The sequence below is a fragment of the Actinocatenispora thailandica genome, from assembly GCF_016865425.1.
GTDB lineage: Bacteria > Actinomycetota > Actinomycetes > Mycobacteriales > Micromonosporaceae > Actinocatenispora > Actinocatenispora thailandica.
In genome coordinates, this window is sequence record NZ_AP023355.1 from 1,638,694 (window position 1) to 1,665,157 (window position 26,464).

Below are 26,464 nucleotides of genomic sequence, written 5' to 3' on the forward strand. Positions count from 1 at the left end.
TGCGAGCGGTCTGCGCGCGGTTTGTGAGCGGCAGGGCGGAGCCTGCCGACATGAGGGATGCGATACAGGCCGAGGGCCTGGTGAAACGGTTCGGCGGCAAGACGGCGCTGGACGGGCTTAACCTGTCGGCGCGGGACGGTACGGTGCTCGGCCTGCTCGGGCCGAACGGCGCCGGCAAGACGACGGTGGTGCGGATCCTGGCGACGCTGCTGCGCCCGGACTCCGGCCGGGTGCGCGTGTGCGGGCTGGACCCGGTACGCGACGCGGCGAAGCTCCGCCGGCTGATCGGGCTGACCGGGCAGTACGCCGCCGTTGACGAGGACCTGACCGGCGCCGAGAACCTGGCGCTGGTGGGTCGGCTGCTCGACCTGCGCCGGGACGCGGCCAAGGCGCGGGCGGCGGAGCTGCTGGACCGCTTCGGGCTGGCCGACGACGCGCGGCGCAAGGTGTCGACCTACTCCGGCGGCATGCGGCGCCGGCTCGACCTCGCCGCGAGCCTCGTCGGCGACCCGGCGGTGGTGTACCTGGACGAGCCGACCACCGGCCTCGACCCGGCCCGGCGCGGCGACGTCTGGCGGATGGTGCGCGCGATGGCCGCCGACGGGGTGACCGTGCTGCTGACCACGCAGTATCTGGACGAGGCCGACGCGCTGGCCGACGAGATCTCGGTGGTCGACCACGGCCGGGTCGTCGCGGCCGGCACGCCGGCGGCGCTGAAGCAGCGGGTCGGCGGCCAGACACTGGTGGTACGGCCCCGGGAAGTCGAACGCGCCGACGAGGTGGCGCGCATCGTCGGCGCGATCACCGGGCAGCTCCCGGACACCGCGAACGGCGTGGTCGTCGCGCCGACGCGGGGCGACGAGGTGCTGCCCGAGGTGGTGCAGCGGCTCGGCGGCGCGGGCATCGTCGTCACCGAGCTGTCGCTGCGGCTGCCGAGCCTCGACGAGGTCTTCCTGACCCTGACCGGGCACGGCACCGGCGATAAGGAGGTGGCGGCATGAGCGACACCCTGACGGCCGCGGCGGACACCGGGCAGACCCCGCTGCCGGTGCGCCGGCTCGGGCTCGTCCGGCACGGGTTCGCCCTGGCCGGACGCAACATCACCAAGATCCGGCGCAACCCGGGATCGCTGGGCGACGCGGTGTTCGCGCCGATCATCTTCCTGCTGATGTTCGTGTACCTGTTCGGTGGCGCGGTCGCCGGGTCGAGCCACGCGTACCTGCAACGGGTGTTCCCGGGCGTGCTGGTGCTGACGGTCATCATGGCGGGCCTGGTGACCACCGGGGTGAACCTGAACATCGACATCAAGCAGGGCGTGTTCGATCGGTTCCGCAGCTTGCCGATCGGCCGGTCCGTGCCGCTGGTCGGCTCGGTGCTCGGTGACCTGGTGCGCTACCTGCTGTCGATCGCCGTGCTGTTCGCCTGCGCGTACCCGATGGGTTTCCGGGTCACCACCGGCGTGCTGCCGGCGCTGGCCGCGGTCGGGCTGGTGGTCGTGTTCGGCTTCTGCCTGGCCTGGGCGTACGTGCTGATCGGGGTGGTGGTCAGGACGACCTCGGTGGTGCAGAGCGTCGTGGTGCTGGGGATGTTCCCGCTGGCGTTCGGCACGGACATGGTGGCGCCACGGCAGACGCTGCCCGGCTGGCTGCAGGCGTGGGTGTCGGTCAACCCGGTCAACCACGTGGTCGCCGCGGCACGCGGGCTGCTGGTCGGCGGGCCGGTCGCCGGTGCGGTGACCGCGACGCTGGTGTGGTCGGCGGTGCTGTTCGTGGTGTTCGCGCCGCTGGCCGTCCTGGCCTACCGGAGGCGGACATGAGCACGTCGTTCGCCGACTGGGTGCGGCAGTACGCGATGCGCGCCGACACCATCGACCCGGATGCACCGCTGGACGACCTGGAACCGTTGCGCGAACTCATCGGCGACGCCCGCGTCGTCGGGATCGGGGAGAGCGCGCACCACGTGGCCGAGTTCTACCGGGTGCGGCACCGGGTCAACCGGTTCCTGGTCGAGCGGTGCGGCTTCGACACCTACGTGTTCGAGGCGCCGCTGACCGAGGCGGACGCGCTCGACGCGTGGGTGGCCGGCGCACCCGGGCCGCGGCCGAAGCTGCCCGGGATGGGGCTGGACCGGTGCGACGAGTTCGACGCGCACATGTCGTGGCTGCGCCGGTACAACGCGGACGCGCCGGCGCGACGGGGCCGGTTCGCCGGCGCGGTACCCGGGTCCGGCGGTGGGATGCCGCTGCCGGAGCTCACCGCGATCGCCGAGTACCTGCGCGCCGCCGACCCGGACGCGCTGCCGCTGGCCGAGCAGGTACTGACCGCGATCGGCGCTCCCGCTCGGGGTGGTGACTCGCCGGCGACCGACGAGCCGGTGCCGATGCGGTGGCTCGCCGGGATGTCGCGCGATCCGGCCCGGCGCGACGCGGTCAGCGCGGCGATCGGCCGGCTGCTCGGCCGGATGGAGACGATGCGCCGGCCCGACCCCGGGTACGCGCGTGCCCTGGCCCGGCTGCGCTGCACGTGGTACCTGGACCAGTTCCACCGCGACTCGGCGGGGCTGGGGCTGGCCCTGGGTACCACGTCGCTGGACGCGGCGATGGCCGAGTGGGTGCTGCACCTGCTGGCCGCCGACCCGTCCGCGCGGGTCGTGCTGGGGCTGCACAACGTGCACCTGCGGCGGACGCCGATCGCGCACGACGGCCCGTCCGGCCTGCTGCCCGCCGGGTACCACCTCGCACGCGAGCTGGGTGAGCGGTACGTGGCAATCGCGCTGACCGGCGGCGGCGGAACGGTCGCCGCGGGACGGATGGATCCGGCGCTGCCGGCCGGGATCGAGTTCGTCGCGCAGCCGGCCCCGCCGGTGCCCGACGACTGCATGGAGGCCGCGTTCGGTGGCGCCGGCGCACCGTTGACGGTGGCCGACCTGCGGGCCGCGCGGCACGCGGTCGGCGACACCGAGGCGTACCGGCTGATGCGGATGGAGCACGAGTTCGCCGGCGTACCGGTGTTCGACGCGTTCGACGCGATCGCCTACCTGCCCCGCACGAGCTGCACCGACCACGTCACCGGGACCCGCTGACACGAAGCCGGATCGCCGGCGCCGCCCGGGCGACGCCGGCGATCCGGCGGCGGCACCATCCGGCAGCCCGGCCCGCGGCGCCTCGTCCAGCCCGGCCTGCGGCACCAGCCGGCAGCCCGGCCTGCGGCGCCTCGCTCAGCCCGGCCTGCGGCACCGTCCGGCAGCCCGGCCCGCGGCGCGTCGCTCAGCCCAGCCCGCGGTGCGTCGCTCAGCCCGGCTCGCCGGTGGCCGCGGCGGCGATGGCGCCCGTCGCCGCGGTCCGGTCCAGCGCGCGCCCGCGCTCGTATGCCGCCGCATACCCGGCCGCGCCCAGGGTCGCGGCCAGCCGTTCGGCGAGGACCGCGACGTCCGGATTGAACGCGTCGGCCGCACCGCGCAGCGCGTGCGCCGCCCCGAGCAGGACGGCCGCCTCGTCCGCGGCGTCGTGACGCCACGCGAACCGCGCGGCGGCCACCCCCACCATCGCGGTGACCGGCAGGTCTCGCAGCGGCCCGGCCAGCCCGTACGCGGTGGCCAGGTGGCGCCGCGCCGCGTCGGGACGATCCTCGTCCAGCCGCAGGTGCGCGATGCCGGCATGCAGCATCGCGCCGAACAACGGTTCGTGCCCGGGCGACCGGTCGAGGTCGGCGCGCGCCGCCGCGTACTGCCGACGCGCCTCGTCCCGGTCGCCGTCGTGCCGGGCCAGGTTGCCCAGCAGGATGTGCGCGATCACCTGGTACCCGGCGGCCGACCGTCCGGCCGCGACCACGTCGGTCATCTCGCGGCGGGCGCGGGCCAGATCACCGGTGTGCAGGTGCGCCTGCGCGAGTGAGACCCGTTGCAGCGTGGTGTCGCCACGGATCTCGTCCAGCAGCGCGATCGCCTCGGTCAGCGCGGCCGCGGCCGTGTCGAACGACCCGAGCGTGCCGTCGGTGAGCCCCTGGTACGTCAGCGCGGTGGCGAGACCCCAGCGTTCCCCGACCACGCGGAAGGCGGCGACCGCGCCGGCCAGCTCGCGCCGCATCGCCGCCATGTCGCCGGTGTTGCCGGCCAGCATGGACCGCACCAGCAGCAGCATCGCCCGTACCCACGGGTCGGGATGCCCCCGGTGCCGGTCCACCCGTTCGGCGCCGGCAGCGGCGTCGTCGTCGTGCAGCGCCAGCAGCGCACCGAGCAGGGCGCCGTCCGGGTCGTTCGGCCCGGCCCACGCCGCGTCCACTGTGGACGGCCGCGGGCCGCGATCGCCCGCGAGCACCGCGTTGAACAGGTACCAGACCGCGGCAGCGCGCACCGCTTCCGGTGGGCCGAGCCGCACCGGACCTCCCGGCACGCGGGCCGCGGTACCGTTGGCGGCCGGCGGGTGCGCGGACGAGCCGACCTCCACCGGCCGCGCGCGGTCCGCGTCGGTCGCGGCTGGCTCCGACGCGGTGGCCGGGTGACGGTCGGGGCCGGACGGGGTCGGCGTCAGGGCGGTGGCCAGGCGGCGTGTCGCGGCGGCGTGGTCGCCGCGCATCGTCCAGAACTGGCCGAGCGCGGCGCCGAGCCGTATCGCGGTGTTCGCGTCGCCGTCGGCCGCCGCCCGCTGCGCCGCGGCGGCGAGGTCGGGTTCGTCGTCGATCAGCCGGGCCAGCCAGGGCAACTGCCCCGGCCCGCGCAGCGGCGCCGCGGCCCGCTCGGCCAGGTCCCGGAAGTGGCCGGAGTACGCGGCGCGCGCCGCCGCCGTCCGGCCTGCCTCGGCGAGCCGGCCCAGCCCGTACTGACGGATCGTCTCCAGCATCACGAACCGCGGCTCGGCACCGGGCACCGGCTGCAGCAGCGACCGGTCCGCGAGCCCCGACAGCAGGTCGAGGACGGCGTCGGGGGAGAGGCCGCAGACCCGAGCCGCGGCGGGTACGCCGATCGGGCCGGGGAACACGGCGAGCCGTTCCGCCGCGTCGCGCTCGTCCGGGGTCAGCAGGTCCCAGCTCCAGGCGACCACCGCCCGCAGCGTGCGGTGCCGAGGTAGCGCGGTGCGGCTGCCACGCGTCAGCAGCGCGAACCGGTCGCCGAGCCGCGCCGCCACCTGCGCCGCGCTCAGCGCGCCCAACCGGGCGGCGGCCAGCTCGATCGCCAGCGGTAGACCGTCCAGGCGCCGGCAGATCTCGGCGACCGCGGTGGCGGTGTCGTCGGTGAGCGTGAAGCCCGGCCGTACCGCACCGGCCCGGGCGGCGAACAGCCGTGCCGCCGGGCTGTCACGCACCGCGTCCGGTGTGGCACCGGCGGCCGGTACGCCCAGCGGCGGCACCGGGCACAGCGCCTCGCCGACAAGTCGTAGCGGCTCCCGGCTGGTGGCGAGGATCCGCAGCCCCGGGCAGCGGCCCAGCAACTCCTCGGCCAGCTGGGCGATCGCGTCGATCAGGTGCTCGCAGTTGTCGAACACCAGCAGCGCGGCGTCCACGGACAGCACCTCGACGAGCCGGTCCACCGCCCGCGCGCCGCCCGGCCGCGTGGCGCGCAGGCCCAGCGCGGCGGTGACCGCGTGCGGCACCTCGGCCGGGTCGGACATCGCGCCGAACTCGACCAGCCACACTGGCGTCGCGTCGCCGAGACCGCTCGCGTACGCGACCGCCAGGCGCGTCTTGCCCACCCCGCCGGGGCCGGTCAGCGTGACGAGCCGGGTGTCGGTGTACCGGCGGCCCACCTCGGCCAGCGCGCCGTCCCGCCCGACCAGCGCGATCAGCGGCACCCGCAGGTTGCCTCGCCGCCCGCGGTGCGGCGGCACCCCGGACCCGGACGGTGCGGGGTGTGCCCGGGGCCCGGTCCCACCGGGTGCGGCCGGTGTGGCGTCGAGCGACCCGGACGGCGTCGCGTCCGGTGCCGGCGGACCGTCTCCGGCGGCGGGTCGGTCGGCACCCGGCGTCGCCCGCCGGCCGGCGGCGGTCGACTGCTCGGTACTCGCCGGTCGCGGCCCCGGGTAGGTGTTCTGCGGCGCGGGCCGCTCGTCGGGCGGTGCCGGCCGCTCGCCAGGCGCGGGCCGCTCGTCGGGCGGTGCCGGCCGCTCGCCAGGCGCGGGCCGCTCGTCGGGCGGTGCCGGCCGCTCGCCAGGCGCGGCGCGCTCGTCGCGTGCTGTGGTGGGCTGGTCGCCTGCTGCCGGTTGCCCGTACCGCACTGCGGGCCCGTCGCGCAGTGCCGCCCGGTACGCCGCCTGCAACGGCGGCCCTGGCTCGGTGCCCAGCTGGTCGGCGAGGGTCCGCCTGGTCGCCGCGTACCTGGCCAGCGCCTCCGCCCGGCGGCCCTGCCCGGTCAGGGCCAGGATCAGCAGTTCGTGCCCGCGTTCCCGCAACGGATGCTCGGCGACCAGCTCGGTCAGCCGCGGTACCAGGTCGGCCCGGTCCGGGGTGGCCGTGAGATCGGCGGTGAGCAGGTCCTCGGTCGCGGCGAGCCGCAGCTCGGCGAGCCGGGCGGCGGCGGCGACCGCGTACCGCGCGTTCGCGGCGTCGGCCAGCGGCGCGCCGCGCCAGAGCCGCAACGCGCCCCGCAGCAGGCTCGCCGCCCGCACCGGGTCGCCGTCGGCCAGTACCCGTCGACCGTCCCGGGCCTGGCGTTCGAACCGGATCGCGTCGACGGCCTCCGGCGCCAGCGCCAGCGTGTAACCGCCGGGTCCGGACCGGATCGGGGCGTCGCGGGGCAGGAGCCGCCGCAGTCGCGAGACCAGGGACTGCAGCGCGTGCGCCGGGTCGTCCGGCAGCCGGTCCGGCCACACCGCGTCGGCCACCTCGTCGACCGACACCGCCCGGTCGGCGTCGACGGCGAGCCGCACCAGGAGCCGGCGCAGCCGCGCACCGCCGATCCGGAGCGGGCCGCCATCGACCTGCACCGCGAGCGGCCCGAGCACCCCGACGTCCACCCCACCACTCTGCCAGCCCGGTGCCGCGCTGCTCGGGTCCGGTCGTCGTGACCGGACCCGGTTACGACGCGGGCCCGAACGGGTCCTGCCCGCTCGGCGCGGCGGCTACCGCTCTCCGTGCCACCCGGCCGCAGCCGGGTCGATGAACGCCCGGTTCACCGATTCGCGCAGCGCGCCGGCGTGACGCCCGCGCCGGGATCGTCACGCCCCGGCACGTGGCCCGGTTTCGTCGTCGGACCCGCCGTGACTGAGCGGTTTCGGCTGGTCGGTGTCCTGCTGGTACTGGCGGTTGAGGCGTTGGGCTTCGGCGAGTTGGTCTTCCAGGACGATGATCCGGCATGCGGCGTCGATCGCGGTGCCCTCGTCGACCAGTGCGCGGGTACGGGCGGCGAGACGGAGCTGGTAGCGGGAGTAGCGGCGGTGCCCGCCCTCGGACCGGTGCGGGTTGAGCAGTCTCGTTTCCAGGCTTCGCAGAAAGTCCTGGGAGACTCCGACCAGCTCGGCCGCTTGTCCCATGGTGTATGCGGGGTAGTTGTCGTCGTCGAACATGTCTTCGAGCTGTTGGCCCATGCACCCTCCTGTTGGCCTCGGCCAGACGCAGTCGAGGGCCCCCGGCGCGGGTACGCCGGGGGCCCAGGGTTCGGGATCGATACCACCAACTGCCGACATCGTGTCGGCGCCTTGTTTCCGCACCCGGGTCACGGGACCACAAGGTGCGGGGATCGCGTAAACGTGACCGGAGATCACCACCTCGGTCTCGATGGACTCTCGACGGTGTCCGCCCGGCATCGACATCGCTGCCCGGGCGGGCGATCCAACGGTGTCTGTCACCCTCCCTTTCCTGCGAACCTTCACTTCCTTCTACCGGCTGTCGATGCGGGTGATCCGGTCTCGCCGTCCACCTGCTCCGGCAGCGCTCCACTCGTCGGCAAACCCAGCTCGGGCCTGCCTCCGCGCCCTCGACGGCGCGGCTACTGCGTCGGCGTTCGTCCTGGTCTTCGCTGTTGACAGGGGAAACCCTAGGCGACGTTTCATCGAATGTCTAGGGCCGTGAGCCCAGATTTTCGCGTGTCGCGGGCCGGGGTGGAGCGCGGCATCGCGCGCTCCCGGTCGGATCCGGCGGCGGTGGCGGCGAGTCCCGGAGTGGTCGGCCCGGCGTGCCGCGTCGTTCGGCGGGATCGGCGGGATCGGCGGACCGGCTTGACGGCGCCCGCTGGACCGCTAAAATTGGTCTCGCCACTACAGGATTTGCCCCATGGCTAGGGGTGGTTTGTTGCTGTGGAGGTGAGTGATCGATGTCGGCCACCATCGATCGGACGGCGCGTGGGCGGCGGTGGCCGCGGCGCCGTGGCCGCCGGGTCTGGCATCCGCGCAGCCCGTGGCGGCCGTGGCCTGGAGGGCCGATACGGCTGGCCTGAGCGCCGGCCCGACACGTTGTGGTGTTTGTTGATCGTTGCGGGAGTGATGGTTGATGAGCATGGTGCGGTTTGATCCGTTCCGGGAGATCGAGCAGTTCGCCAACGGCTGGGCCACCGAGCCGGCCTGGCGGGCCCGCTGGGCGGCGATGGACGCGTTCAAGTCCGGGGACGCCTACCAGGTGCGGCTGGATCTGCCCGGCATCGACGAGGACTCGTTGGACGTCACCGCGGAGAACAACACGTTGACAGTGCGGGCGCGGCGTGACGTCGACGCGCCGAAGGGTGCGGAGTTCGTGGCGCGCGAGCGTCCGGTGGGCACCTTCACCCGGCAGATGGTGCTGGGTGACGGGCTGGATGTGGAGAAGGTGTCGGCCGACTACCGCAACGGCGTGCTGACGGTGACGATCCCGGTCGCCGAGCACGCCAAGCCGCGGCGGATCCCGATCGCCCGCCCCGCCGGCGGTAACCGGAAGGTCATCGAGTCCGGCTGACCGGGACCCGGTGCTCGAACACGGGCAGGCAGGGGCCCGGCGCATTGGGGTGATCGACTCTCGCGCGAAGAGGTGATGCCCGGGATCGGATCTTTCGGCTGACGGTTTCTCGGTGCTGGCTGCCCACCCCGTTCGGTGATCCTTCAGCGGGGTGGGCAGCCAGCAACACGGCAGGAAGGTGGCGTCCGGTGTTCGCAGACAGCGCACCCGAGACACCCGGGTTCGGGGCACCCGACCCGCAGGCACCCGACTCGCCGGCGCCCGGGCTCGATCGGTCCGGGTTGATCGGGACGCGAACGCCGGCGTTCACGATCGGGACCGCGGCGCACCTGTTGGGGGTCAGCCAGGCGTTCCTGCGTCAGCTGGGCGTCAACGGGCTCCTGGACCCGCAACGCTCGGCCGGCGGGCACCGCCGCTACAGCCAGCACGACCTGGGCCTGGCCAGCCAGGCCCGAGTGCTGGTCGACGAGGGCCTGTCGATGGACGCCGCGTGCCGCATCGTGACCCTGCAGGTCGAACTCGCCTACGCCCGGGCCGAGATCGCCGAACTGCACCGGCAACTGGACACCACCGCCAGCTCGCAGAACGTCGCTACCGATCCCGCCACCACTTCCAGCCCGGACATCGTCGACCGCTGAACTCCGGCCGCCCCGGGCGGCCGGAGTTCAGCGGCCACCGGAGGCAGGTGCCCGACGAGCTGAGCTGTCCACCGCGACGAACACGCGCGGCCGTACGACGATCTGGTCCGCGACGACCGCCGCACCTGGGCTCGTTCACCGGGCGGGCACGGCGGTCACGACGATGTTGTCGGCGTACGAACGATGAGCGCGGTCGAAACTGCCGCCGCAGGTGAACAGGGTCAGGCGCGGAGCGCCAACGGGGCTGAAGTACCTGCCCAGGTCGATCGTTGCCTTGGGTATCCGTTCTCGTGCCACGACCCGGAACCAGCGAGTGGTGGTGGCTGTCGACAGTCTGATCCGGTTTCCTGGGCGAAGGTTGGTGAGGTGGAAGAAGGCGCCGACGCCCTCGGTGGCGCTGTCGACGTGTCCGCCGATGACGATGGAACCCGTTGAAGCAGTCAGGTCGGGCCCGTATCTGTACCAGCCCACCGTGTCGACGCTGGGCGGCACGGAGAAGTCGCCGTGCGAGTCGACACCGGTGGCCACCACCCGCGCCCTGACGCCGATCGCGCCGATGTCGATTCGGGTCGGCGCTACCTGATGACGTGCCTTCGGCAGCTCGCCAGCCCGCACCGCTGGCCCAGCGTCACTCGTGCGGGACCGCGGAGACGCGGTTTCCAGTGCCCGAACAGACGAGCTACCGATCTCGCCCGGAGGCCGCGAGTGCCACCACGCGATGCCGGTCGTCGTGAGGGTCAGGACGGCGACGGCGACGAGCAGCACACCATACCGTCGGCGTCGGCGGGCGCCGGGACGGAGCGCCCGGCGCCCGCCTGACCGCGCTCTCTGGATCATCCGATGGATCAGTGCCGGGAGACCGGGTGCGGCCGGCGCGAGAGCATCAACGCCATCCCGACGATCAGCAGCACCAGCCCCGCGCCAGCGCCGGCGAACCACCAGCCGGATCCACCGGATGCGGCCTGTCCGCCCGTTCCGGCCGGCATTCCACCCGGTGCCTCACCCAGGCCGGTGAGGTTCTGAGCGACCAGAGCGAGCGACTTGTCCTTGGCGGAGCCGATCGCGTACACGATCGTTTCGGTTCCGGCCTGCAGGTTCAGCGTTTGCGGGCCGATGGCGACGGTGTTGGTGCCGGCCAGGACCACGTCGGCCTTGACACTTCCGGCGGGCAGGTCTGCGGACGCCTGCTTGGGGTTCGTGAGGTCGGCGAAAGCCACCTTGCCGTCGGCGCGAACATCCACGGCGGGTGCCGCGGCAGTGTGCCGGACCACCAGCCGTGCCATCCCCGGCTTGATCATGCTGGTGTCGTTGACGAACGGTGTCAGGGCCGGCTTGCCGTCCGCGGTCAGATGTGCGACCAGGCTGAGGTTCTTGCCGCCGGGCACGGCCAGCGACTTGTTCTCGATGATCGGCGAGTCCACCGATCCGCCTGGTTTGGTCAATGCCACGTCGTAGCTGCCTGCCGGAAGCGACAGCGGCCCGGCGACCTTCGTCGGTTGGAAGTTGCTCAGCGTCTTCTTGCCGTTGACATAGACGTCGACCGGCTGGCCCGGAATGCCGTGCACGACCGACACGCTGGAATCCTCGGCCGCTGAGGCCGGTGTGACCACTGCTACTCCAGCTGCGGCTCCCGCGACCAACATGGCGGCAGCCATGCCGATTCGCCGTAGGTGCGAGAAGGTCATGATCGTCAGTCCCCCAAGATCGTGTCTTCGCTCGGCGCTACTGCGAGCGCCGTGCGGTGCTGTCGATGGGGATACGTACGCACCGGGCCGTTTGGATTCATCGAGAACCGCTCCGGGCTAGAGTGTTCGTGATGCACCGCGCGCCAACGCACCTCGGGGCGGAGGATCGTGATCTCTGCCGGTGATGCCGGGGATTCCCCTGACCCGCTGCCAAGCCAGTTCCGCGATGGAGCTGACGGGGCACTGCGTGCTGTGTTCGACCGGTACGGACCGGCCGTCTGGCGGTTGGCACGGTCGGTGCTTCCCACCGCGACCGACGCCGAGGACGTGCTTCAGGCAACCTTCGTGTCGGCCTGGCAGGCTCGCGAGTCGTACGATCCGGCGCGGGGGAGTCTGCTGACGTGGCTGTTGGCGATCGCGCGGCGTCGGTCCATCGACCAACTCCGTGCCCGTCGGCGGCACGAGCGGGTGATGACGGTCGAGGCGGCGCTGAGCCCGTCCGACGCGGGTCGCGCCGACGGGGTGGATGGCATCGTCGACCGTTTGGTGATGGCGGACGAGATCAGGCAGCTTCCACCCGAGCAGCAACGGCTGGTGCACCTCGCGTTCTTCGACGACCTGAGCCATCAGCAGATCGCGCAGCGGACCGGTTTGCCGCTGGGCACTGTCAAGAGTCGACTTCGGCGTGCCATGTCGAGGTTGAAGGACCGCTGGGAGGTGAGCCGTGTCCCACCCCAGCAGCGACAAGCTGACACTCATCGCCTTGGGTGAGCCCGATGACGGTTCCGTGGCCCGACACGTGCGTGACTGTGATCGCTGTGCCGATGAACTTGCCAGCCTCCGCAAGGTCACTGATCTCGCCCGCGCAAGCCGTGATGATCAGGAGCTTCCCGAGCCTCCGGCCGGGATGTGGGAGCGCATCGCCGAGCAGACCGGCGTCGCACCCAGGCTTGCCCTGGCGCCGGATCCCGGAACTGGATCGCTGGCCGGCGTGGCGCCGCCATCTCGCTCCCGACCTCGCCGTCGCTGGGCCTTGACGGCAGCGGCCGTCGTCGCCGCGATCGTGCTCGGCGCGGGCGTGACAGTGGGCGCGCAGCAACTGCGTAGCGCGGGCACCTCGGTGGTGGCGACTGCGTCGCTGGTGCCCACCACCGCCGCGCCAGCGCAAGCTCGCGGCGAGGTGAGCGTCGTGTCGCGTTCGGGGAAGAAGAGCCTGAAGGTGTCGTTGAAGGGCATGCCCGAGACTTCGGGCCTGTACGAGGTCTGGTTGTTCGACGGGCATGCCACGATGATTCCCGTCGGCGTGCTCAACAACGGTAGCGTCGAGCTTCCGGTCCCTACCTCCATCTCGCTGGGCCGGTTCTCGATCGTGGATGTCTCGCTGCAACGAGTCGGTCAGGCCGCGCACGGTCAGAGCATGCTGCGTGGTCGGTTGCGGGAGTGACGGAGAGTCGCTCATCTCTCGCTGGATTCACGGCGCCTCCGCCGACGACCTGGGCTGGTCCGCCTGGCGTCCCTCGCTTCCCCCGTGGAGCGGTGCCGTTGGGCACGACCCCAACCCCTCGAGAATCCATGACGCGAGCGTCGGTGCCTGCGGGCCGTAGGCGTTGGCCCTGGCGGCTCGGGCGCGGGCGCCGGGAACCGCGGTCACCGCACGCAACAGGCGTGTGGGCAACAGCGGCCGGCCGGCGCGACGGGCGCGGGCCGAGCGGCGTTCGACCCGTACCTGTGCCGCCTGCACGCGCCGCAGCGCCGGCTCGCGTCGGCGCTGGACCCTGTCGAGGCCCTCGTCGGTGACGGCATGGTGAGCCAGCGGCGGGGCCAGCAGGTTGGCGGCGGTCACGGCGTCCTGCACGGCCATCAGGATTCCGTTGCCGCCGACCGGGGAGATCACATGGGCGGCATCGCCGATGAACAGCAGCCCGGGCCGCCACCACCGCTGCAGTCGGCTGATGTCGACCGACAACAAGGTGGTCTGGTCGAAGCCGGTCAGTAGCTGGACGCGGTCGGCAAGCCATGGGACCTGACCTGCGACCACGTCTCGGACTGTCGCCACTCCCGCGTCCCGCAGCGCCGGGTATCCGCCTTTGGGCAGGCTGACTCCCACCTGCCAGCTGTCCGGACCGCCCAGCAGACCGACGTACTGGTGTCGGCCGAAGAACAGGTCCACATCGGCATCGGGTGGATCCTGGTCGTGCCGCGGCAACCGGAACCACAACAGGTCGGTGGTGGCGCCAAGCCTGGTCGTCTTCATGCCGGCCGCGCGCCGCATCCGGGAGTACCGGCCGTCGGCGGCAACGACGAGGTCCGCATACAACGGTGCACCGCTGCCCAGCTCGACACCAAGGATGGCGGCTTGGTGTTCGAGCAGTCCACGCGCTCGACATCCCATCCGCAGCTCGAAGTTCGGCCAGCGGACGGCCTCGGCGGCGAGGAACTGGAGAAATCGGGCTTGCGGCATCAGCGCCACGTAGTTGAATGGTGTGTCGAGCTTCCCGTAGTCGGCCGTGGTCACCGAGCCGGACGGGGTGTGGAATCGGAAGTACCGCGCCTGGTGATGGGGCAGCTGCAACAGCTGGCCGGCAAGGCCGAGCTGGTCGAACAGCTCCAGCGTGTAGGGGTGTAGCGAGTCGCCGCGAAAGTCGCGATCGAAGTCGCGGTGGGTCTCCAGCACCGTGACGGGTACGCCGGCGCGCGCCAGCAGGTAGCCCAGCAGCAACCCGCCCGGCCCGGCGCCGACGATGACGCAGGAACGTCGCGCGGCCATCATGGCCGCCCATTGGCTGGTGGGGACAGTCGGAACACCGCCATCTGCGGCATCGCCGCGGCGATCTGGGCGAGGCTGGCGCCGTCGTGCACCGGGAACGCCGCGCTCACCCACGGCTGCGCCGTGGCCGACAGGTACGCCGCGACGGCGCGGGCTGCCTCGTCGTCGTCGATGGGCGTCGTGCGGTACTCGATGCGTTGCGACCCGGCCGCAAGCAGGCACCGTGGCCGGGCGCGTAGGTTGGCCGGCCAGTCTCGGTTCCGGTCCGGGCAGACCAGGTAGCGCTGTCCGTCGTGCTCCAGCAGTCCGACCGGGGTGCGGTGCGGACGCCCGCTGAGCCGGCCGACGGTCTCGAGTACGCGAAGAGCGCAGGCGTCGCGGTGAAGCTGACCCGGTGGGTCGGCCAGTATTCGCTCGATCATCTTCCGGTTGGTCGTGACGATCTCGTCGCGCAGTGGGTTCATCGACACCCCCAGTTTGTAGCTAGCTATTCTAGCTAGATAAAATCGATGCGCAAATCGACGCATCGTCAGCGTATGCTTCCGGGCCAGTACACGCACGTCGATCGGAGGAGGTCAGATGGCGCCGTCGACCGGTTCCGCCGCACTCGCCGGCTTCTCGCGCCTCGTAGGGCGCGCGCTCGGCGTGCGGCGCCGGCTGCAGATCCAACCCTCCGCCTCCCGCCACCCGGGCGGCCCGGTCGGGTCGGTGCTGGTGATCGGTGGCGGCATTGCCGGGATGTCCGCTGCGGTGGTGATGGCCGAACGCGGATTTCCGGTCATGGTCTGGGAACAGGCACCGCAGCTCGGTGGCCGCCTCTGCGCCGTGCCGCACACGCTGCCCGACGGGACGGAACAGCCGATCGATCACGGGTTCCATGGCTTCTTCCGGCAGTACTACAACTGGCGCGCCGTCCTGTCGCGCATCGACCCCGACGGCGGCCTGCTGCAGCCGCTGGGTAGCTATCCGGTGGTGTCCTCCCGCTTCCCGGACGAGCAGTTCGACGCGCTACCGCCGACACCGCCGGTCAGCATCGCCGCGCTGGTGGCGCGATCGCCGAGCCTGCGCCTGGGTGAGCTGCGGCACGCCAACCAGGACCTGGCTCGGGAGCTGCTCGCCTACCACGGTTCCGGCACCCCGCGACGGCTGGATCGGTTGAGCGCACGGGATTTCCTCGCCGAACTCGGGCTGCCGGACCGGGCTCGCGCCATGCTGTTCAACGTGTTCGCGCACTCCTTCTTCAACGACGCCGGCAGCATGTCGGCAGCCGAACTGGTGGCGATGTTCCACTTCTACTTCCTGGCCAACCCGGAGGGCCTGGGGATGGACGCGCCACGGGCCGACTACCAGACCGCGATCTGGACTCCCCTGCAGCGGTACGCGCAGCGGCACCGGGTCGAGTTCGAGTTCGGCCGCTCGGTCACCCGCCTCGAGCACACGGCCGCCGGCAGGTGGCGTGGGCACGCCGGCGCCGAGAGCATCGAGGTGGACCGCGTCGTACTGGCGGCCGATGCCCGGTCGGCCGGCTCGATCCTCGCCGCCTCCCCGGAGATCACCGAACGCGACCCGCGGCTGCGCGCCGCGGCCACCGCACCGTTCGTCGGCCCGCCGTACGCGGTGGCGAGGTACTGGTTGTCCGGGGAGGTCGGCGCCGACCGCGCCGTGTTCACCAGCATCGGTGACGCGCAGGAGCTGGACTCGATCACGCTCTACCATCGTTTCGATCCGCACGCCCGGCGCTGGCACGAGCGCACCGGCGGGGCAGTGGTGGAACTGCACGCCTACGCCTGCAACCGGAACGCCGACAGCGAACACGTCGCCGACACCATGTTGTCGGAGTTGACCGACCTGTGGCCGGAGGTCGCCGCTTCGTCGGTGGTTCATCGCCGTTGCCGGATCGGCCACGACGCCGCCGGCTTCCCCGTCGGTCGTGGCGCGCAGCGACCGGGCACCAGAACCGCGCTGCCCGGCCTGGAGCTGGCCGGCGACTGGGTCGGCTCGCCCGTGCCGGCCGCGCTGATGGAACGCGCGGCGCTGACCGGGATCCGGGCGGCCAACCAGATCCTCACCTGCTACGGCCACCCGGTGGAACCGATCTGGTCGGTACCCACCCGAGGGTTGCTCGGCGCCCGCGCCGGGTCGCGCCGGTGACGTTCGCCGCCACGGTACCGAACACGAGGTCGGCCGCGGTGCGATCAGCTTCCGGTACGCGGGCCCGGCGAAGCCGTCGACCCGGATCGCCGTCGGCAGGGCACGAGCGAGTTCTCCGTGGCGCCGCGCCCGGACCACCGAACCTGCGGTAGGGCTCGTCCATCGCCTCGGCCAGCACGACAACCCGGTTGATCCGCGGTCATCCGAGGCGCCGTAGTGCTGTCTCCACGGCGACCTCGACCCGGGAAGCCATGCCGGACACGTCGACCGGACGGCGCCCGGCGACCTGACCACGGATCCACTTCGGCTGGCTGTCGTCGTAATGCAGCAGGGCATACAGGTCCCACCACGGATCGAGGGCCACCCCGGCGATCGACTCGTACCGCGACCGAAGCTGCTCGGCCCACTCGGGCGAGTGGAGTGCCGCAAGGTATCGCCGACACTGCCCGACGTCGATCGCGCGCGATCCCCGGTGGACGCCGTTCCAGTCGGTCAGCCCGGTGATCCTGCCGCGCGACCACAGCATGTTGACCGGCAGGAAATCGCCGTGCAGGAAGACGGCGGTGTCCTTCGGCGGCGGCGCCGCCATGGCATCGAACGCCGCCTTCCACACGGCCGGCTTCCGTGCACCGGCCGGCACCCGGAAACCATCGAGAGGAGCGATCCACGAATCCGTCCACGGCCGGAACGGCCTCGCGGGCAGATCGAGGGAATGCAGTGACGCGGCGAGCTCCGCGATCCTCGTCAGCCAGGACCGAGGGTCGGCCGGGCTGAGGTCCACGTGCCCTGCCAACCGGGTCATCAGCAACGATGGCGCCCCGCCCGTCGATGCGCCGGAAACGTCGGAAGCGAGGACGCTCGGCACCGGGATCCCGCTTCCCGCCACCACCCGCAGGTTGGCGATCTCCCGCTGCACGGTCGCCTGCAGGCCAAGCCCGCCCGGATACTGTCGCAGCACGACGAACGTTCGCCTTCCACGCCGCTCGACGGTCAGCCGATGCACGGCGGAGCAGACGCCACCGGTCAGCCGGCGATGGCCGACGACGCGACTGCCCGCTCCCATCGACGCCGCAACCCAGGCGAGGGTTTCCGCGGAGGGGCGACGCTGCCTGAACCCGCCGTCCCTCCAGTCGCCTTCGGTCATGAGCGCGAGGCTATTCGGCCGGGACCTGCCGCGATAGGGGTTTTCTGGGCTGCCGGTCAGCGGCAGTGACCAGCCGGCCGGGCGGCCGTCACCAGCTGGAACGGCCCCGAGCAAGCAGGCGGGTGCGGCCGATCGTCGGTGTGGTGGTGCACGAACGAGGAGAGCCGGGTGGCGAGCCCGCCGTGACCGGTCAGGCAGAGGCGGATGCGGGATCCGTCGCTGCGTCGGGTGTTGACCGCCAGGCGGTGCTGGGTGGGCGGCCGGTCGGCGATGCCGGGCAGGTCGGCGGTGTCGATGCCGCAGTGGATCCGGCGCCGCACCTCTTCCATTGGCCGGGGTTCGCGAAGCCGGGTTTCAGCGGATCGTGGGGTGGATCAGTTCGGTGGAGACTTGCCAGAGTCGGGTGGCGGCCTCCGGATCGAGCGCGTAGGCGGCGACGCCGCGGCGTACGCCGGGCTGGTTCGGGCCCGCCTCCTGGCAGTCCTCGAAGTACCGTCCGGTGACACCGGCCACCAGCGGTGACCCCGCGAGCAGCACCGAGGTCGCGGCGCCCTGTTCGATGGTCTTCCACGACACGTCGGTGCTGGTCGGTTCGAACGATGCCGGCGCATTCGCGATGTCGCCGATGTGCCGGCTCAGGTTGGTGCCGGTGATCCGGCCCGGGTTCAGCGCGTTGGCCGTGATCCCGTCCGCCGCCCACCGCTTCGCTGCCTCGATGGCGAACAGGACGTTGGCCGTCTTCGACTGTCCGTAGGCCAGCCACGGGTCGTACGGCCGGCGATCGAAGTTGAGGTCGTCGAAGTCGACGTTGCCGTTGATGTGCCCGACCGAACTGACGGCCACGATCCGGGCAGCACCGGCCGCGGCCAGGGCCCGGTGCAGGCCGACCGCGAGGGCGAAGTGGCCGAGGTGGTTGGTCGCGAACTGCATCTCCCAGCCCTGGACGGTCCGCAACAGCGGGGGCGCCATGATCCCGGCGTTGTTGACGAGGATGTGCAGTGGCCCGCGCCAGGCCGACACGAATGCGGCCACCGATGTCTGGTCGGCCAGATCCAATGGCGCGGCCGAGACCTGCTTGTTGCCGGTGGTCGTGGCCAGGTCCTCGGCGACCTGCTGGCCGGCGGCGATGTCGCGCACGGCAAGGGTGACGGCCGCTCCGGCGCCGGCGAGCGCGCGCGCCGTCTCGATGCCAAGACCGGACGACCCGCCGGTCACGATCGCGCGGTGATCTGTCAGGTCGACTCCGGCGATGACCTCGGCGGCCGTCGACGTGGCCCCGAACGGTGTGGTGAATGGATCGGACATGGTCCTGTGCCCTCCTGGATGGGCGGCTGGGCTGCCGCTAGGCTGTAAGCGGACTCGGCTCCGCTATTGTTCGACGGTAACCGGATTCGGCTCCGCTTAGCAAGGCGATGCGAGTCACAGCCTCGGCGAAGGCAGGAGGACGATGGCTGATCGACCGCTCCGTGCGGATGCGCGGAGCAATCAGGAGCGGCTGCTCGCGGTCGCGGGGAGGCATTTGCCCGAGAGGGCACTCAGGCGTCGCTGAAGGCGATCGCGCAGCAGGCCGGCGTCGGGATCGGCACGTTGTATCGGCGCTTCCCCACCCGAGAAGCCCTGGTCGAGGCGGTCTACCGCAACGAGCTTGCTCACCTCTGCGCAGCCTCACCCGAGTTGCTGCGGACGCTCCCGCCGGAGGTGGCACTGCCCACCTGGATGGAGAGGTTCATCGACTTCATGGCCACCAAGCAGGGGATGGCCGACGTGCTGCGGGTGGTCCTGCTGTCGGAGGAGGACCGGTTGCGTACGCGCGATCAGCTCCGGGCCGCCATTGCGGTACTGCTCGATGCGGGCGCGTCCGCCGGCACGCTACGTACCGGCGCCGACCCGAACGACGTGCTGATGGGACTCGGCGGAATCAGTCTGATCGCCGGCCAGGAGAATCAAAGGGGACTGGCAACCCGCTTGATCGGCCTGCTGCTGCACGGCGTCATGGCCACCGCAGTGCAGGACGGCGCCGTCCATTCCGGCAGTTGAGCGACCGCCGGCACGCGCCGGCGACGTCGATCGCGGCGTGTGTGCCGGAGACGTGCCCTGCCGCTGAGCCTGGATCGGACCGGCGGCTCGAGCAGGGTCACGATGTGTCCCTGCCGTCGGCCGGCCGCCGTCGGTCGCGATGGGCGCCGGTGAGCGGCGATACCGGAACACCGGCGATCGCCGATTCGGTGGTGCTCACCGTGGCGTTGTCGAGCGCCGGCTCGTCGGCACGGGTGTCGCGCCGAATCAGCCCTTCGGCAGCCCTGAGTGCGCCGCTGCCCATTGGCCGCCCTCGATCTACGACAGCGAGTGTAGTAACAATAGCTACGACGCTGAAATGTAGTAGCTGAGGCTGCTGGGTTCCTTCGGGCGGCAGGTGCCGAGTGCGGGTGGGGAGCGCCGCGTGCGCCGACACGAAGCACTGAGCTGGCTCACCCTCTACCTCGAAAGGCATGGCATGGCAGCAGACCGCAGCCTGTTCTGGGACATCAACCAGCTGTCGGCGCACACCGGATGGGCGCATGGATTCATGGCCGCCTACGCCCTCTGGGGTGGCCTGGCCTGTCTCGCCACGATCTGGGTGGTCTGTGGGTTGCTGGCCCGGCGTCGCGACGACGGGTTCGCATCGATCGCCACGGTGGCCCTGACCGGTCTGGCCACGGTGCTCGCACTGCTGGTCAACCAGGTTGTCGGCCCCTTGGTCGACCGGCCCCGACCGTTCGTGGCGATGCCGCACGTGCTGCTGCTGTTGAGTCACTCGGCCGACCCGTCGTTCCCCTCCGACCATGCGGTCATGGCCGGAGCGTTCGCCGCCGGGCTGCTGGTGGCCTCGCGCAGGTGGGGTGCCGTTGCCGCGGTGCTGGCGGTGTTCCTGGCCTTCGCGCGGGTCTACTGCGGGGTCCACTACCCGCTGGATGTCGCTGGTGGGCTGCTGATCGGCGCCGCGGTCGCGGCACTGGTCATCGGTGTCGCCCGCAACCTGGTGGTACGGCTGCTGGTGGCGCTGGCCCGCACACCGTTGCGGCCGATGATCACCGCGGCGCCGGTTCGTCCGGCCGTCGGCGTCGCGCAGCGATACCCGTCGACTCCGGACGACCGGCGGGCTCCGGTCGGGCCGGCCTCGCACGCCGCTCGCGGCGACCAGCCGAGCGCCACCGTGTCGCGGCGTGCCGAGCCCGGCGGGGTCGACGTGACCACGACCGCTGACCTGCCGGGTCCGGGCCGATACCGGTGACTGCGGCGTTCGTCGATCTGGGCGCACTGCTCGGCCGTTACGGCCACCTCGCGGTGCCGGTGCTGGTACCGGTGGGGGACGTCGGGTGCCGGTGGGCGCCGACGATGCGGAGGTCCGAGGCGCGGTGACCGCCGGCCCGGACCCGAGCCTGCCGCCGGCCACCCGGCGACGGCAGGTACGGCCGCTGTACGCGGCCGGGTTCGTCACCGCGTTCGGCGCACACAGCGTGGCCGCGAACCTCGGCGGGTACACCCATGCCGGGCACGCGTCGCTGCTGACCCTCGGCGTCCTGCTGGCCGTGTACGACGGTGCCGAGGTGGTGCTGAAGCCGGTGTTCGGTGCCCTCACCGACCGGATCGGCCCGCTGCCGGTGCTGCTCGCCGGGCTGGCCGGGTTCTGGCTCGCCTGCATCGCCGTCGCCGCCACTGGCGCCCCCGCACTGGTCGGCGTCGCCCGCTTGGGGCAGGGCGCGTCCGTGGCGGCGTTCTCACCGGCGGCCGGCACCCTGCTGGCCCGGCTGCGGCCGGCTGGGTCTCGCGGCCGGACGTTCGGCGGGTACGGCGCGGCGAAGGGCCTCGGCTACACGCTCGGCCCGCTGCTCGGCGGGCTGCTCGTCTGGCTCGGCGGGTACCGGATCCTGTTCGCGGCGCTCGGGCTGCTGGCCGCCGCGGTCTGCCTGTGGGCTGCGCTCACGGTGCGCGCGGTACCGCCACTGCCCCGGCACCGTGCCACCCTCGCCGACGCGGTGCGCGCCTTCGCCCGGCCCGGATTCCTGGTACCCACCGTCACACTGGCCGCCGCGACCGCCGCCCTGTCCACCGGCGTCGGGTTCCTACCGGTCCGCGGCGCCGCGCTCGGCCCGCTGGTCACCGGCGGGATGGTCGCCCTGCTGTCAGCCACCGCCACCGTGGTCCAGCCGTACGCCGGGCGACTGCACGACGCGGGCCGGCTGCCTGCCGCGGCCGGGATGGCGCTCGGTGTCGGACTCGCCGCGGCCGGGTACGTCGGTGCCGGCTGGCTGCCGCCGGTCGCCGGGCTGCCGGTGGCGGCTCTCCTGATCGGCCTGGGTACCGGTCTCGCCACCACGCTCGGCTTCACTGCGCTCGCCGCCGCGACGACACCCGACCGACTCGGTACCACGATGGGTGCCGCCGAGGTCGGCCGGGAGACCGGCGACGCCGGCGGGCCGCTGCTGGTCGGCGCGCTCGCCGCCGGTACCACCGTCACCGGCGGGCTGACCGGGCTGGCGTTGCTGCTCGCGGCGGCCACCGCGGCACCCGCGTGGGCCGCTCGTCGAGTACGCACCGGCCGGTAGCCGGCCGGAACGCCTGAACTCGACGACCAGGTGCCCCGGATCCGGTCTGGCGGCCACCCGAGACGATCCTCGATGCCGCGTCGCCGTCGGGGTCAGCGGCGTCCTCGGGCCCCGCGGTCGGCAACGCCGGCGTGGCCGGCGCGCGCCGCCGCGAGGTGTTCGGCGAACCAGCTGGTGGCGAGGGCGGCCGCCTGGTCGAGCGTGCCGGGCTCCTCGAACAGGTGGGTCGCGCCCGGCACCACGGCGAGGTGCTTCGGCCCGGCCAGCCGATCGAGGGCCTCCCGGTTGAGCGTCAGGACGACGGGGTCCGCGCCACCGACGATCAGCAGGGTCGGTGTGCCGATGGCCGGCAGCCACCGATCGGCGAGATCCGGCCGGCCGCCCCGGGACACGACGGCGCCGACGTCGAGCGCCGGGTCGGCCGCGGCGGCCAGCGCGGCGGCGGCTCCGGTACTGGCACCGAACAGGCCCACCGGTCGCCCGGCGACGGCGGGCTGGTGGCGGATCCAGCCGATCGCGGCGGCCAGCCGGCGGGCCAGCAGGTCGATGTCGAACACGTTGCGCCGGTCGATGCTCTCGTCCGGTGTGAGCAGGTCGAACAGCAGTGTCGCGAACCCGGCCCGATTCAACAGGCGTGCCACGTACTGGTTGCGCGGGCTGAGCCGGCTGCTGCCGCTGCCGTGTGCGAAGACGACGATCCCGCCGGCCCCTCCGGGCACGGCGAGCAGTCCGGGCAGCGTCACCGGTCCGGCCGGGATCGACACCCGGATGTCGCCGGCATCCGCGGCCGGACGCGGCGCGGCAGCCAGCGCCACCAGGTGCTGGACCTCGCCGTCATCGACCGGCGGGAAGTGTTCGTACCAGGAGCCGATTGCGCCGAGCCGCCGCGGGGTCCGGTCGCACACCACCTGATCGGCGTCCGGCGAGAGCGCCGCGACGCTCGACGCCGCCGCCACGGGGGCCGCGACGACGACGCGGCGGGCCCCGCGGGCGCGGGCGATCCGGCAGGCGGCCCGAGCCGTCGCGCCGGTGGCGATCCCGTCGTCGACGATCAGCGCCGTCCGACCGGCGAGGTCGACCTGCGGGCGGACCCGGCGCAGGCCCGCCAGCCGGCGGTCGAGCGCGGCGCGTTCGGTCCGCTCCACTGCGGCCAGCTCGGCATCGTCGACGCCCTCGCCGCGGACCACACCCGGGTTGAGCACGCGTACCCCACCCTCGCCGATCGCGCCGGCCGCCAGCTCCGGCCAGCCCGGCACCCCGAGCTTGCGCACGACGAGGACGTCGAGCGGGGCGTCCAGGCCGCGTGCCACCTGATAGCCGACCACGACGCCACCGCGCGGCAGGCCCAGTACCACGGTGTCACCGTCCCGGAACTCCGACAGCAGTGGGACCAGCCGCCGTCCGGCTGCTACCCGGTCCGGTAGGATCCGGGTGTTCTCGTCTCGATCCATGTCTTCGCTCCCGGGCCGGTCGCGCTCGGCCGCCGAGCGCATCGACCGCGCTGGCCGATCGATGCCGATGCACCATCCCCAAAGACACCCGGCAGGGCCGGCCCTCGTCACCGGTTGGAGACCTGCCGCAAACGGCAGCGAGAGTGGGACCGGCCCATCGCTGGGTGGCCACTACTCGACTCGCCTCCGATGACCCGGGCTACCTGTCGGGTGCCAGTTCCATCGTGTTCCCGGCCGGGGTTGCGGTGCGGGGCCGTTCGGCCCGGCTTCCGGGGGCCTATCGCCCTCGCCTCGGCCCGCGGCATCGCCCGGTGGCGGTGCGAGCCCGGAATCCGGGCTCGCCGGGTGCTGGCTGGGCCGGGATGGCGCCATGGTGCTACGACTGTGCAGGCGGGGAGGAGGCCCGGAGATGGATGCGGCTGCGAGGAGGCGTGCGACGGCCGCCGCGATGTCGACCGCCGCGGAGCTCGACCTGGCCGTCGACGACGGGATCGTTCTCAGCGACTCCAACCGGCTGGTGATCCGGCTGACGCCGTGCGACGTCGTCGCCCGGGTCGCGCCGATCACGCACTTCGCCAGCGTGCAGCGGGAAGTCGACGTGGTGCGGCAACTGGCGCAGGTGGACGGCCCGGTCGCCGCGCTCGATGCTCGGGTCGAACCACGCGTCTTCGTGCGTGCCGGCTTCGAGATCACCATGTGGGCGTACCTCGAACCCGTGCGGTCTCGAACCGTTCCACCGGCCGAATACGCCCAGGCACTCGGCCGTCTTCATACCGGACTGCGCAGGATCGAGGTCCCGGCGCCGCACGTGATGGATCGAGTGGCTGCCGTTCGACGAGACGTTGCCAGCCGTGCGGTCACTCCCGATCTCGCGGACACCGACCGGGCGCTGCTCGCCGACACGCTGCGCGAGCTGGGGCGATCGATCGTCGACCGGCGCGCGCCCGAGCAACTGCTGCACGGCGAGCCGCACCCGGGGAACGTCCTCGCCACGAAGGACGGGCCGCTGTTCATCGACTTCGAGAACACCGCGCACGGGCCAGTCGAGTACGACCTGGCCTGGGCGCCCCGCGAGGTCGGCCAGCTCCGTTCCGACGCCGACCACGACCTGGTCGGCGAGTGCCGGGCGGTCGTACTCGCGATCGTGGCGGCGCATCGCTGGAACCGCAACGATCGGCACCCGAGCGGCCGGGAGTCGGGAGTGGCGTTCCTGCACGCCCTGCGGGAGGGCCCGCCATGGCCGGCACTCGACGATGTCGTGTGGTAGCAACCGGGCGCCCCCGGAGGCCCCGTCACGATCGGGCAGATTGGCCCGGGAGGGTCGTGCGGTGGCGCTGTGTTGGCCCGTTGGTCGGCAGGACCGACGACCGAGCCGGCCAACGGTTGCGCGACGACCTCCAGGCTCGGCGGTCATGACGGTCCTGATCGCGGTGTGCGGGGCAGCTCCGGGAATGGGCAAGTCCACCCTGTGCGGCGGGCTGTCCCGATGGCTGGCCGGTACGGCGTTGCGGGTGGACCACTTCCGTGAGGAGGAGATCCTGACCCGGCCGCAGTTCGCCGCGGTGGCTGCGGAGTTCACTGCCACGGGCCGGGTCGAGCGGGAGACGTTGCTCGCGGCAACCGGGCGCTTCGTCGAGTCGGTCCTGGCGAGCGGCGTCGATGTGGTGATCGCCGACGCGCTGGTGCCGTTCGTCCCCACCCTGCTGGCCATGGGGCACGACGAGCGGACCATCGATGCGTTCCTCACCGAGCTCACCGAGGTACTCGCACCGGTCCGCCCGGTCATGGTCTTTCTCGACGGGAACGCCGAGACCGCCCTGTCCCGCGCCGCGAGCAGGACAGGGGTGCAGTGGCTCGACTGGTACGTCGCCAAGCTCGCCGGGTACGGAGTGAGCCCGCCGGTGACCGACGTCGCGTCCGCGGTCACGTACCTGCAGCGCGAGCGGGAGGTGACGCTGCGCGCGGTCGCCCGGTACTGCTGGCATGTCGTGATGGTCGAACGAGCCGATCAGCTCTCTCCCGGCGAGGTACTGCGGCGCGCGCGGCAGGGCCTGCAGCCCTGGCTGGCCGCGGCACGCCCGGCTAGCCGGGCGTGCCGCGACGAGCTGACCCGCATCCCCGCTCGCCCCCGGCGGATCAGCGAAGCGGGAACGGGCTCTGCCACCACCAGGGGCGGTCGAGTACCTCGACGCGTGCCACCCACTTGACCCACCAGAAACCGCGCCGCCCTGGCGCGACCAGCCGCAGCGGCCCGCCGTGTCCGGCAGACAGCAGCGCGCCCGCGGCACCGGTGGCGAGCAGCAGGTGCGGCGCGTCGGAGGCCGGGAAGCTGCGGTGGTAGCCGGTGACCGACACGACCCGTACCGCCGCGCCCGGATCGATCGCACCGAGCAGCCGGTCCAGCCGCACGCCCTGCCACCGCTGCTCGGCGTACCAGCCGTTGGTGCAGTCCAGCGTCGCGCGCACCTGGTCGGTGGCGGCGGCGAGCGTCGCGTACGGCACCCGCCGGGTCCGGCCGCCGGCGTCGACCAGCAGGTCGTGGTCGCTGACGGACAGCGCCGGCACCCGGTCGGTGAACCACTGGGTGACCGGCATCGCGGCCGGATCGCCCGAGCCGGTCGGGTACGAGCCGGTGACCCGGCGCCGCGCCCCCGGCAGTGCCGCGAGCCGGTCCAGCCCGACCAGCGCCAGGTAGAGCCCACCGCCGGCGGCGCCGACGCCCAGCAGCCGGACCAGCGTCCGCCGGGACAGGTCGGTGCGCCGGGGCCGCTGCGGGCGCAGGAGCACGTGCGCGACGAGCAACGCCGCCGCGGCCACCGCGGCACCGACGTGTACCTGCATCAGGCTGATGCCGCCGACCGACAGGTCGCCGGCCAGGCCGTGCGCGACACCGGCGCCGATCGACAGCACCACCAGCACACCGAGCGCGGCACCGATCATGCCACCGCGGTGCCCCGTCCGCCGCCACCTGCGGCGCACGATGACCCGTTTCCACGGTACGAGAGCGACCAGGGCGAGACCGACGACCGCGTGCGCTGCCGCGATCAGCAGCCCGGGTACCGGTGTGCCCAGCGCGAACGCCACCGCGCCGGTGCCGATCGCCAGCACCAGCAGCACCAGCAACGCCAGATTGGTACGCCGTCCGGCGCGCAGCGAACGCACCGTTCCAGTCTCCCGCTCCCGCGCG

General features: G+C 72.7%; 25 protein-coding genes and 1 pseudogene. 13 read left to right on the forward strand and 13 right to left on the reverse strand.

Annotated elements, in window-relative coordinates; genetic code table 11:
• Nucleotides 1-50 precede the first annotated feature (50 nt).
• Genes Athai_RS07135 through Athai_RS07145 form a run of 3 tightly spaced genes read left to right on the forward strand, consistent with a single transcriptional unit; the run spans nt 51 to nt 3,081 of the window.
• On the forward strand, nt 51-1,001 hold the full coding sequence (locus tag Athai_RS07135; protein ID WP_203960749.1) for an ATP-binding cassette domain-containing protein: 951 nt from the start codon (nt 51-53) through the stop codon (nt 999-1,001).
• Nucleotides 998-1,816 carry an ABC transporter permease gene (locus tag Athai_RS07140; protein ID WP_203960750.1) on the forward strand — a complete coding sequence of 273 codons (819 nt, stop codon included), beginning with the start codon at nt 998-1,000 and terminating at the stop codon, nt 1,814-1,816. The genes Athai_RS07135 and Athai_RS07140 overlap by 4 nt, the downstream gene beginning before the upstream one ends.
• Nucleotides 1,813-3,081, forward strand: coding sequence for an erythromycin esterase family protein (locus Athai_RS07145; RefSeq protein WP_203960751.1), 1,269 nt, complete (start codon nt 1,813-1,815; stop codon nt 3,079-3,081). The genes Athai_RS07140 and Athai_RS07145 overlap by 4 nt, the downstream gene beginning before the upstream one ends.
• A gap of 208 nt (nt 3,082-3,289) precedes the next feature.
• On the opposite strand, the gene Athai_RS07150 is transcribed toward Athai_RS07145, so the two are convergent.
• Nucleotides 3,290-6,946: an AfsR/SARP family transcriptional regulator gene (locus tag Athai_RS07150; RefSeq protein WP_203960752.1), complete on the reverse strand. Its 3,657-nt coding sequence runs from the start codon at nt 6,944-6,946 to the stop codon at nt 3,290-3,292.
• 201 nt (nt 6,947-7,147) lie between these two features.
• Complete coding sequence (locus Athai_RS07155; RefSeq protein WP_203960753.1) at nt 7,148-7,516, reverse strand: helix-turn-helix domain-containing protein; 369 nt, start codon at nt 7,514-7,516, stop codon at nt 7,148-7,150.
• 907 nt (nt 7,517-8,423) lie between these two features.
• Between Athai_RS07155 and Athai_RS07160 the strand changes: the two genes are divergently transcribed.
• Complete coding sequence (locus Athai_RS07160) at nt 8,424-8,855, forward strand: Hsp20/alpha crystallin family protein (protein ID WP_239156769.1); 432 nt, start codon at nt 8,424-8,426, stop codon at nt 8,853-8,855.
• Nucleotides 8,856-9,043: 188 nt separating this feature from the next.
• Nucleotides 9,044-9,493, forward strand: a complete 450-nt coding sequence (locus tag Athai_RS07165) for a MerR family transcriptional regulator (protein WP_239156770.1) — start codon at nt 9,044-9,046, stop codon at nt 9,491-9,493.
• A gap of 135 nt (nt 9,494-9,628) precedes the next feature.
• Here the strand turns inward: Athai_RS07165 and Athai_RS07170 are convergent, their stop codons facing one another.
• Together Athai_RS07170 and Athai_RS07175 are read right to left on the reverse strand one after the other, a co-directional pair.
• Complete coding sequence (locus Athai_RS07170) at nt 9,629-10,108, reverse strand: class F sortase (protein ID WP_239156771.1); 480 nt, start codon at nt 10,106-10,108, stop codon at nt 9,629-9,631.
• Nucleotides 10,109-10,338: 230 nt separating this feature from the next.
• Nucleotides 10,339-11,178: a DUF4397 domain-containing protein gene (locus Athai_RS07175; protein WP_203960756.1), complete on the reverse strand. Its 840-nt coding sequence runs from the start codon at nt 11,176-11,178 to the stop codon at nt 10,339-10,341.
• A 168-nt stretch (nt 11,179-11,346) separates the two neighbouring features.
• Between Athai_RS07175 and Athai_RS07180 the strand changes: the two genes are divergently transcribed.
• Together Athai_RS07180 and Athai_RS07185 are read left to right on the forward strand one after the other, a co-directional pair.
• The gene (locus Athai_RS07180) at nt 11,347-11,949 is read left to right on the forward strand and encodes an RNA polymerase sigma factor (RefSeq protein ID WP_239156772.1); all 603 of its coding nucleotides are present in this window, start codon (nt 11,347-11,349) and stop codon (nt 11,947-11,949) included.
• Nucleotides 11,903-12,622: an anti-sigma factor gene (locus Athai_RS07185; RefSeq protein ID WP_203960757.1), complete on the forward strand. Its 720-nt coding sequence runs from the start codon at nt 11,903-11,905 to the stop codon at nt 12,620-12,622. Before Athai_RS07180 ends, Athai_RS07185 begins: the two co-directional genes overlap by 47 nt.
• 27 nt (nt 12,623-12,649) lie before the next feature.
• Here the strand turns inward: Athai_RS07185 and Athai_RS07190 are convergent, their stop codons facing one another.
• Nucleotides 12,650-13,948, reverse strand: a complete 1,299-nt coding sequence (locus Athai_RS07190; protein WP_338028176.1) for an FAD-dependent oxidoreductase — start codon at nt 13,946-13,948, stop codon at nt 12,650-12,652.
• On the reverse strand, nt 13,945-14,472 hold the full coding sequence (locus Athai_RS07195) for a nitroreductase family deazaflavin-dependent oxidoreductase (protein WP_203960759.1): 528 nt from the start codon (nt 14,470-14,472) through the stop codon (nt 13,945-13,947). The genes Athai_RS07190 and Athai_RS07195 overlap by 4 nt, the downstream gene beginning before the upstream one ends.
• A 52-nt stretch (nt 14,473-14,524) precedes the next feature.
• Here Athai_RS07195 and Athai_RS07200 point away from each other — a divergent pair, with 52 nt between their 5' ends.
• Nucleotides 14,525-16,096: an FAD-dependent oxidoreductase gene (locus Athai_RS07200; RefSeq protein ID WP_203960760.1), complete on the forward strand. Its 1,572-nt coding sequence runs from the start codon at nt 14,525-14,527 to the stop codon at nt 16,094-16,096.
• A gap of 199 nt (nt 16,097-16,295) precedes the next feature.
• Here Athai_RS07200 and Athai_RS07205 read toward each other — a convergent pair whose 3' ends face one another.
• The 3 genes from Athai_RS07205 to Athai_RS07215 are packed head-to-tail and all read right to left on the reverse strand — an operon-like array spanning nt 16,296 to nt 18,545.
• Entirely contained in the window at nt 16,296-17,240 is a 945-nt protein-coding gene (locus tag Athai_RS07205; RefSeq protein ID WP_203960761.1) for a phosphotransferase family protein, read from the reverse strand.
• Nucleotides 17,241-17,296: 56 nt separating this feature from the next.
• Nucleotides 17,297-17,569 (reverse strand): hypothetical protein, encoded by a 273-nt coding sequence (locus tag Athai_RS07210; protein WP_203960762.1) that lies wholly within the window; start codon nt 17,567-17,569, stop codon nt 17,297-17,299.
• Nucleotides 17,570-17,594: 25 nt separating this feature from the next.
• On the reverse strand, nt 17,595-18,545 hold the full coding sequence (locus Athai_RS07215) for an SDR family NAD(P)-dependent oxidoreductase (RefSeq protein WP_203960763.1): 951 nt from the start codon (nt 18,543-18,545) through the stop codon (nt 17,595-17,597).
• 393 nt (nt 18,546-18,938) lie between these two features.
• On the opposite strand from Athai_RS07215, the gene Athai_RS33980 reads away from it, so the two are divergent.
• A complete protein-coding gene (locus Athai_RS33980; protein ID WP_239156773.1) occupies nt 18,939-19,277 on the forward strand; it encodes an SbtR family transcriptional regulator in 339 nt (112 codons plus the stop codon).
• 97 nt (nt 19,278-19,374) lie between these two features.
• Here Athai_RS33980 and Athai_RS07225 read toward each other — a convergent pair whose 3' ends face one another.
• Nucleotides 19,375-19,560, reverse strand: a complete 186-nt coding sequence (locus Athai_RS07225) for a hypothetical protein (protein WP_203960764.1) — start codon at nt 19,558-19,560, stop codon at nt 19,375-19,377.
• Between the two features lie 120 nt (nt 19,561-19,680).
• On the opposite strand from Athai_RS07225, the gene Athai_RS07230 reads away from it, so the two are divergent.
• Both Athai_RS07230 and Athai_RS07235 read left to right on the forward strand, forming a co-directional pair.
• Complete coding sequence (locus Athai_RS07230) at nt 19,681-20,511, forward strand: phosphatase PAP2 family protein (protein ID WP_203960765.1); 831 nt, start codon at nt 19,681-19,683, stop codon at nt 20,509-20,511.
• Nucleotides 20,512-20,596: 85 nt separating this feature from the next.
• Complete coding sequence (locus tag Athai_RS07235; RefSeq protein ID WP_239156774.1) at nt 20,597-21,826, forward strand: MFS transporter; 1,230 nt, start codon at nt 20,597-20,599, stop codon at nt 21,824-21,826.
• Between the two features lie 92 nt (nt 21,827-21,918).
• Here the strand turns inward: Athai_RS07235 and Athai_RS07240 are convergent, their stop codons facing one another.
• Together Athai_RS07240 and Athai_RS07245 are read right to left on the reverse strand one after the other, a co-directional pair.
• Complete coding sequence (locus Athai_RS07240) at nt 21,919-22,635, reverse strand: dienelactone hydrolase family protein (protein ID WP_420829823.1); 717 nt, start codon at nt 22,633-22,635, stop codon at nt 21,919-21,921.
• Between the two features lie 15 nt (nt 22,636-22,650).
• Nucleotides 22,651-23,277 (reverse strand): annotated as a pseudogene (locus Athai_RS07245) (phosphoribosyltransferase); the annotation flags it as partial.
• A 409-nt stretch (nt 23,278-23,686) separates the two neighbouring features.
• Here Athai_RS07245 and Athai_RS07250 point away from each other — a divergent pair.
• Nucleotides 23,687-24,544: a phosphotransferase gene (locus Athai_RS07250; protein WP_203960766.1), complete on the forward strand. Its 858-nt coding sequence runs from the start codon at nt 23,687-23,689 to the stop codon at nt 24,542-24,544.
• A gap of 145 nt (nt 24,545-24,689) precedes the next feature.
• Nucleotides 24,690-25,484, forward strand: coding sequence for a P-loop nucleotide/nucleoside kinase family protein (locus tag Athai_RS07255; protein WP_203960767.1), 795 nt, complete (start codon nt 24,690-24,692; stop codon nt 25,482-25,484).
• Here Athai_RS07255 and Athai_RS07260 read toward each other — a convergent pair.
• Nucleotides 25,414-26,439 carry a molybdopterin-dependent oxidoreductase gene (locus Athai_RS07260; protein WP_203960768.1) on the reverse strand — a complete coding sequence of 342 codons (1,026 nt, stop codon included), beginning with the start codon at nt 26,437-26,439 and terminating at the stop codon, nt 25,414-25,416. The two genes, Athai_RS07255 and Athai_RS07260, sit on opposite strands and share 71 nt — an antisense overlap.
• Nucleotides 26,440-26,464 lie beyond the last annotated feature (25 nt).

Coding starts and splice junctions, on each gene's coding strand:
- Athai_RS07135 (WP_203960749.1), top strand. CDS start 51: ATGAGGGATGCGATACAGGCCGAGGGCCTGGTGAAACGGTTCGGCGGC.
- Athai_RS07140 (WP_203960750.1), top strand. CDS start 998: ATGAGCGACACCCTGACGGCCGCGGCGGACACCGGGCAGACCCCGCTG.
- Athai_RS07145 (WP_203960751.1), top strand. CDS start 1,813: ATGAGCACGTCGTTCGCCGACTGGGTGCGGCAGTACGCGATGCGCGCC.
- Athai_RS07155 (WP_203960753.1), bottom strand. CDS start 7,516: ATGGGCCAACAGCTCGAAGACATGTTCGACGACGACAACTACCCCGCA.
- Athai_RS07160 (WP_239156769.1), top strand. CDS start 8,424: ATGGTGCGGTTTGATCCGTTCCGGGAGATCGAGCAGTTCGCCAACGGC.
- Athai_RS07175 (WP_203960756.1), bottom strand. CDS start 11,178: ATGACCTTCTCGCACCTACGGCGAATCGGCATGGCTGCCGCCATGTTG.
- Athai_RS07190 (WP_338028176.1), bottom strand. CDS start 13,948: ATGATGGCCGCGCGACGTTCCTGCGTCATCGTCGGCGCCGGGCCGGGC.
- Athai_RS07195 (WP_203960759.1), bottom strand. CDS start 14,472: ATGCGTCGATTTGCGCATCGATTTTATCTAGCTAGAATAGCTAGCTAC.
- Athai_RS07200 (WP_203960760.1), top strand. CDS start 14,525: ATGGCGCCGTCGACCGGTTCCGCCGCACTCGCCGGCTTCTCGCGCCTC.
- Athai_RS07205 (WP_203960761.1), bottom strand. CDS start 17,240: ATGACCGAAGGCGACTGGAGGGACGGCGGGTTCAGGCAGCGTCGCCCC.
- Athai_RS07210 (WP_203960762.1), bottom strand. CDS start 17,569: ATGGAAGAGGTGCGGCGCCGGATCCACTGCGGCATCGACACCGCCGAC.
- Athai_RS07215 (WP_203960763.1), bottom strand. CDS start 18,545: ATGTCCGATCCATTCACCACACCGTTCGGGGCCACGTCGACGGCCGCC.
- Athai_RS07225 (WP_203960764.1), bottom strand. CDS start 19,560: ATGGGCAGCGGCGCACTCAGGGCTGCCGAAGGGCTGATTCGGCGCGAC.
- Athai_RS07250 (WP_203960766.1), top strand. CDS start 23,687: ATGGATGCGGCTGCGAGGAGGCGTGCGACGGCCGCCGCGATGTCGACC.
- Athai_RS07255 (WP_203960767.1), top strand. CDS start 24,690: ATGACGGTCCTGATCGCGGTGTGCGGGGCAGCTCCGGGAATGGGCAAG.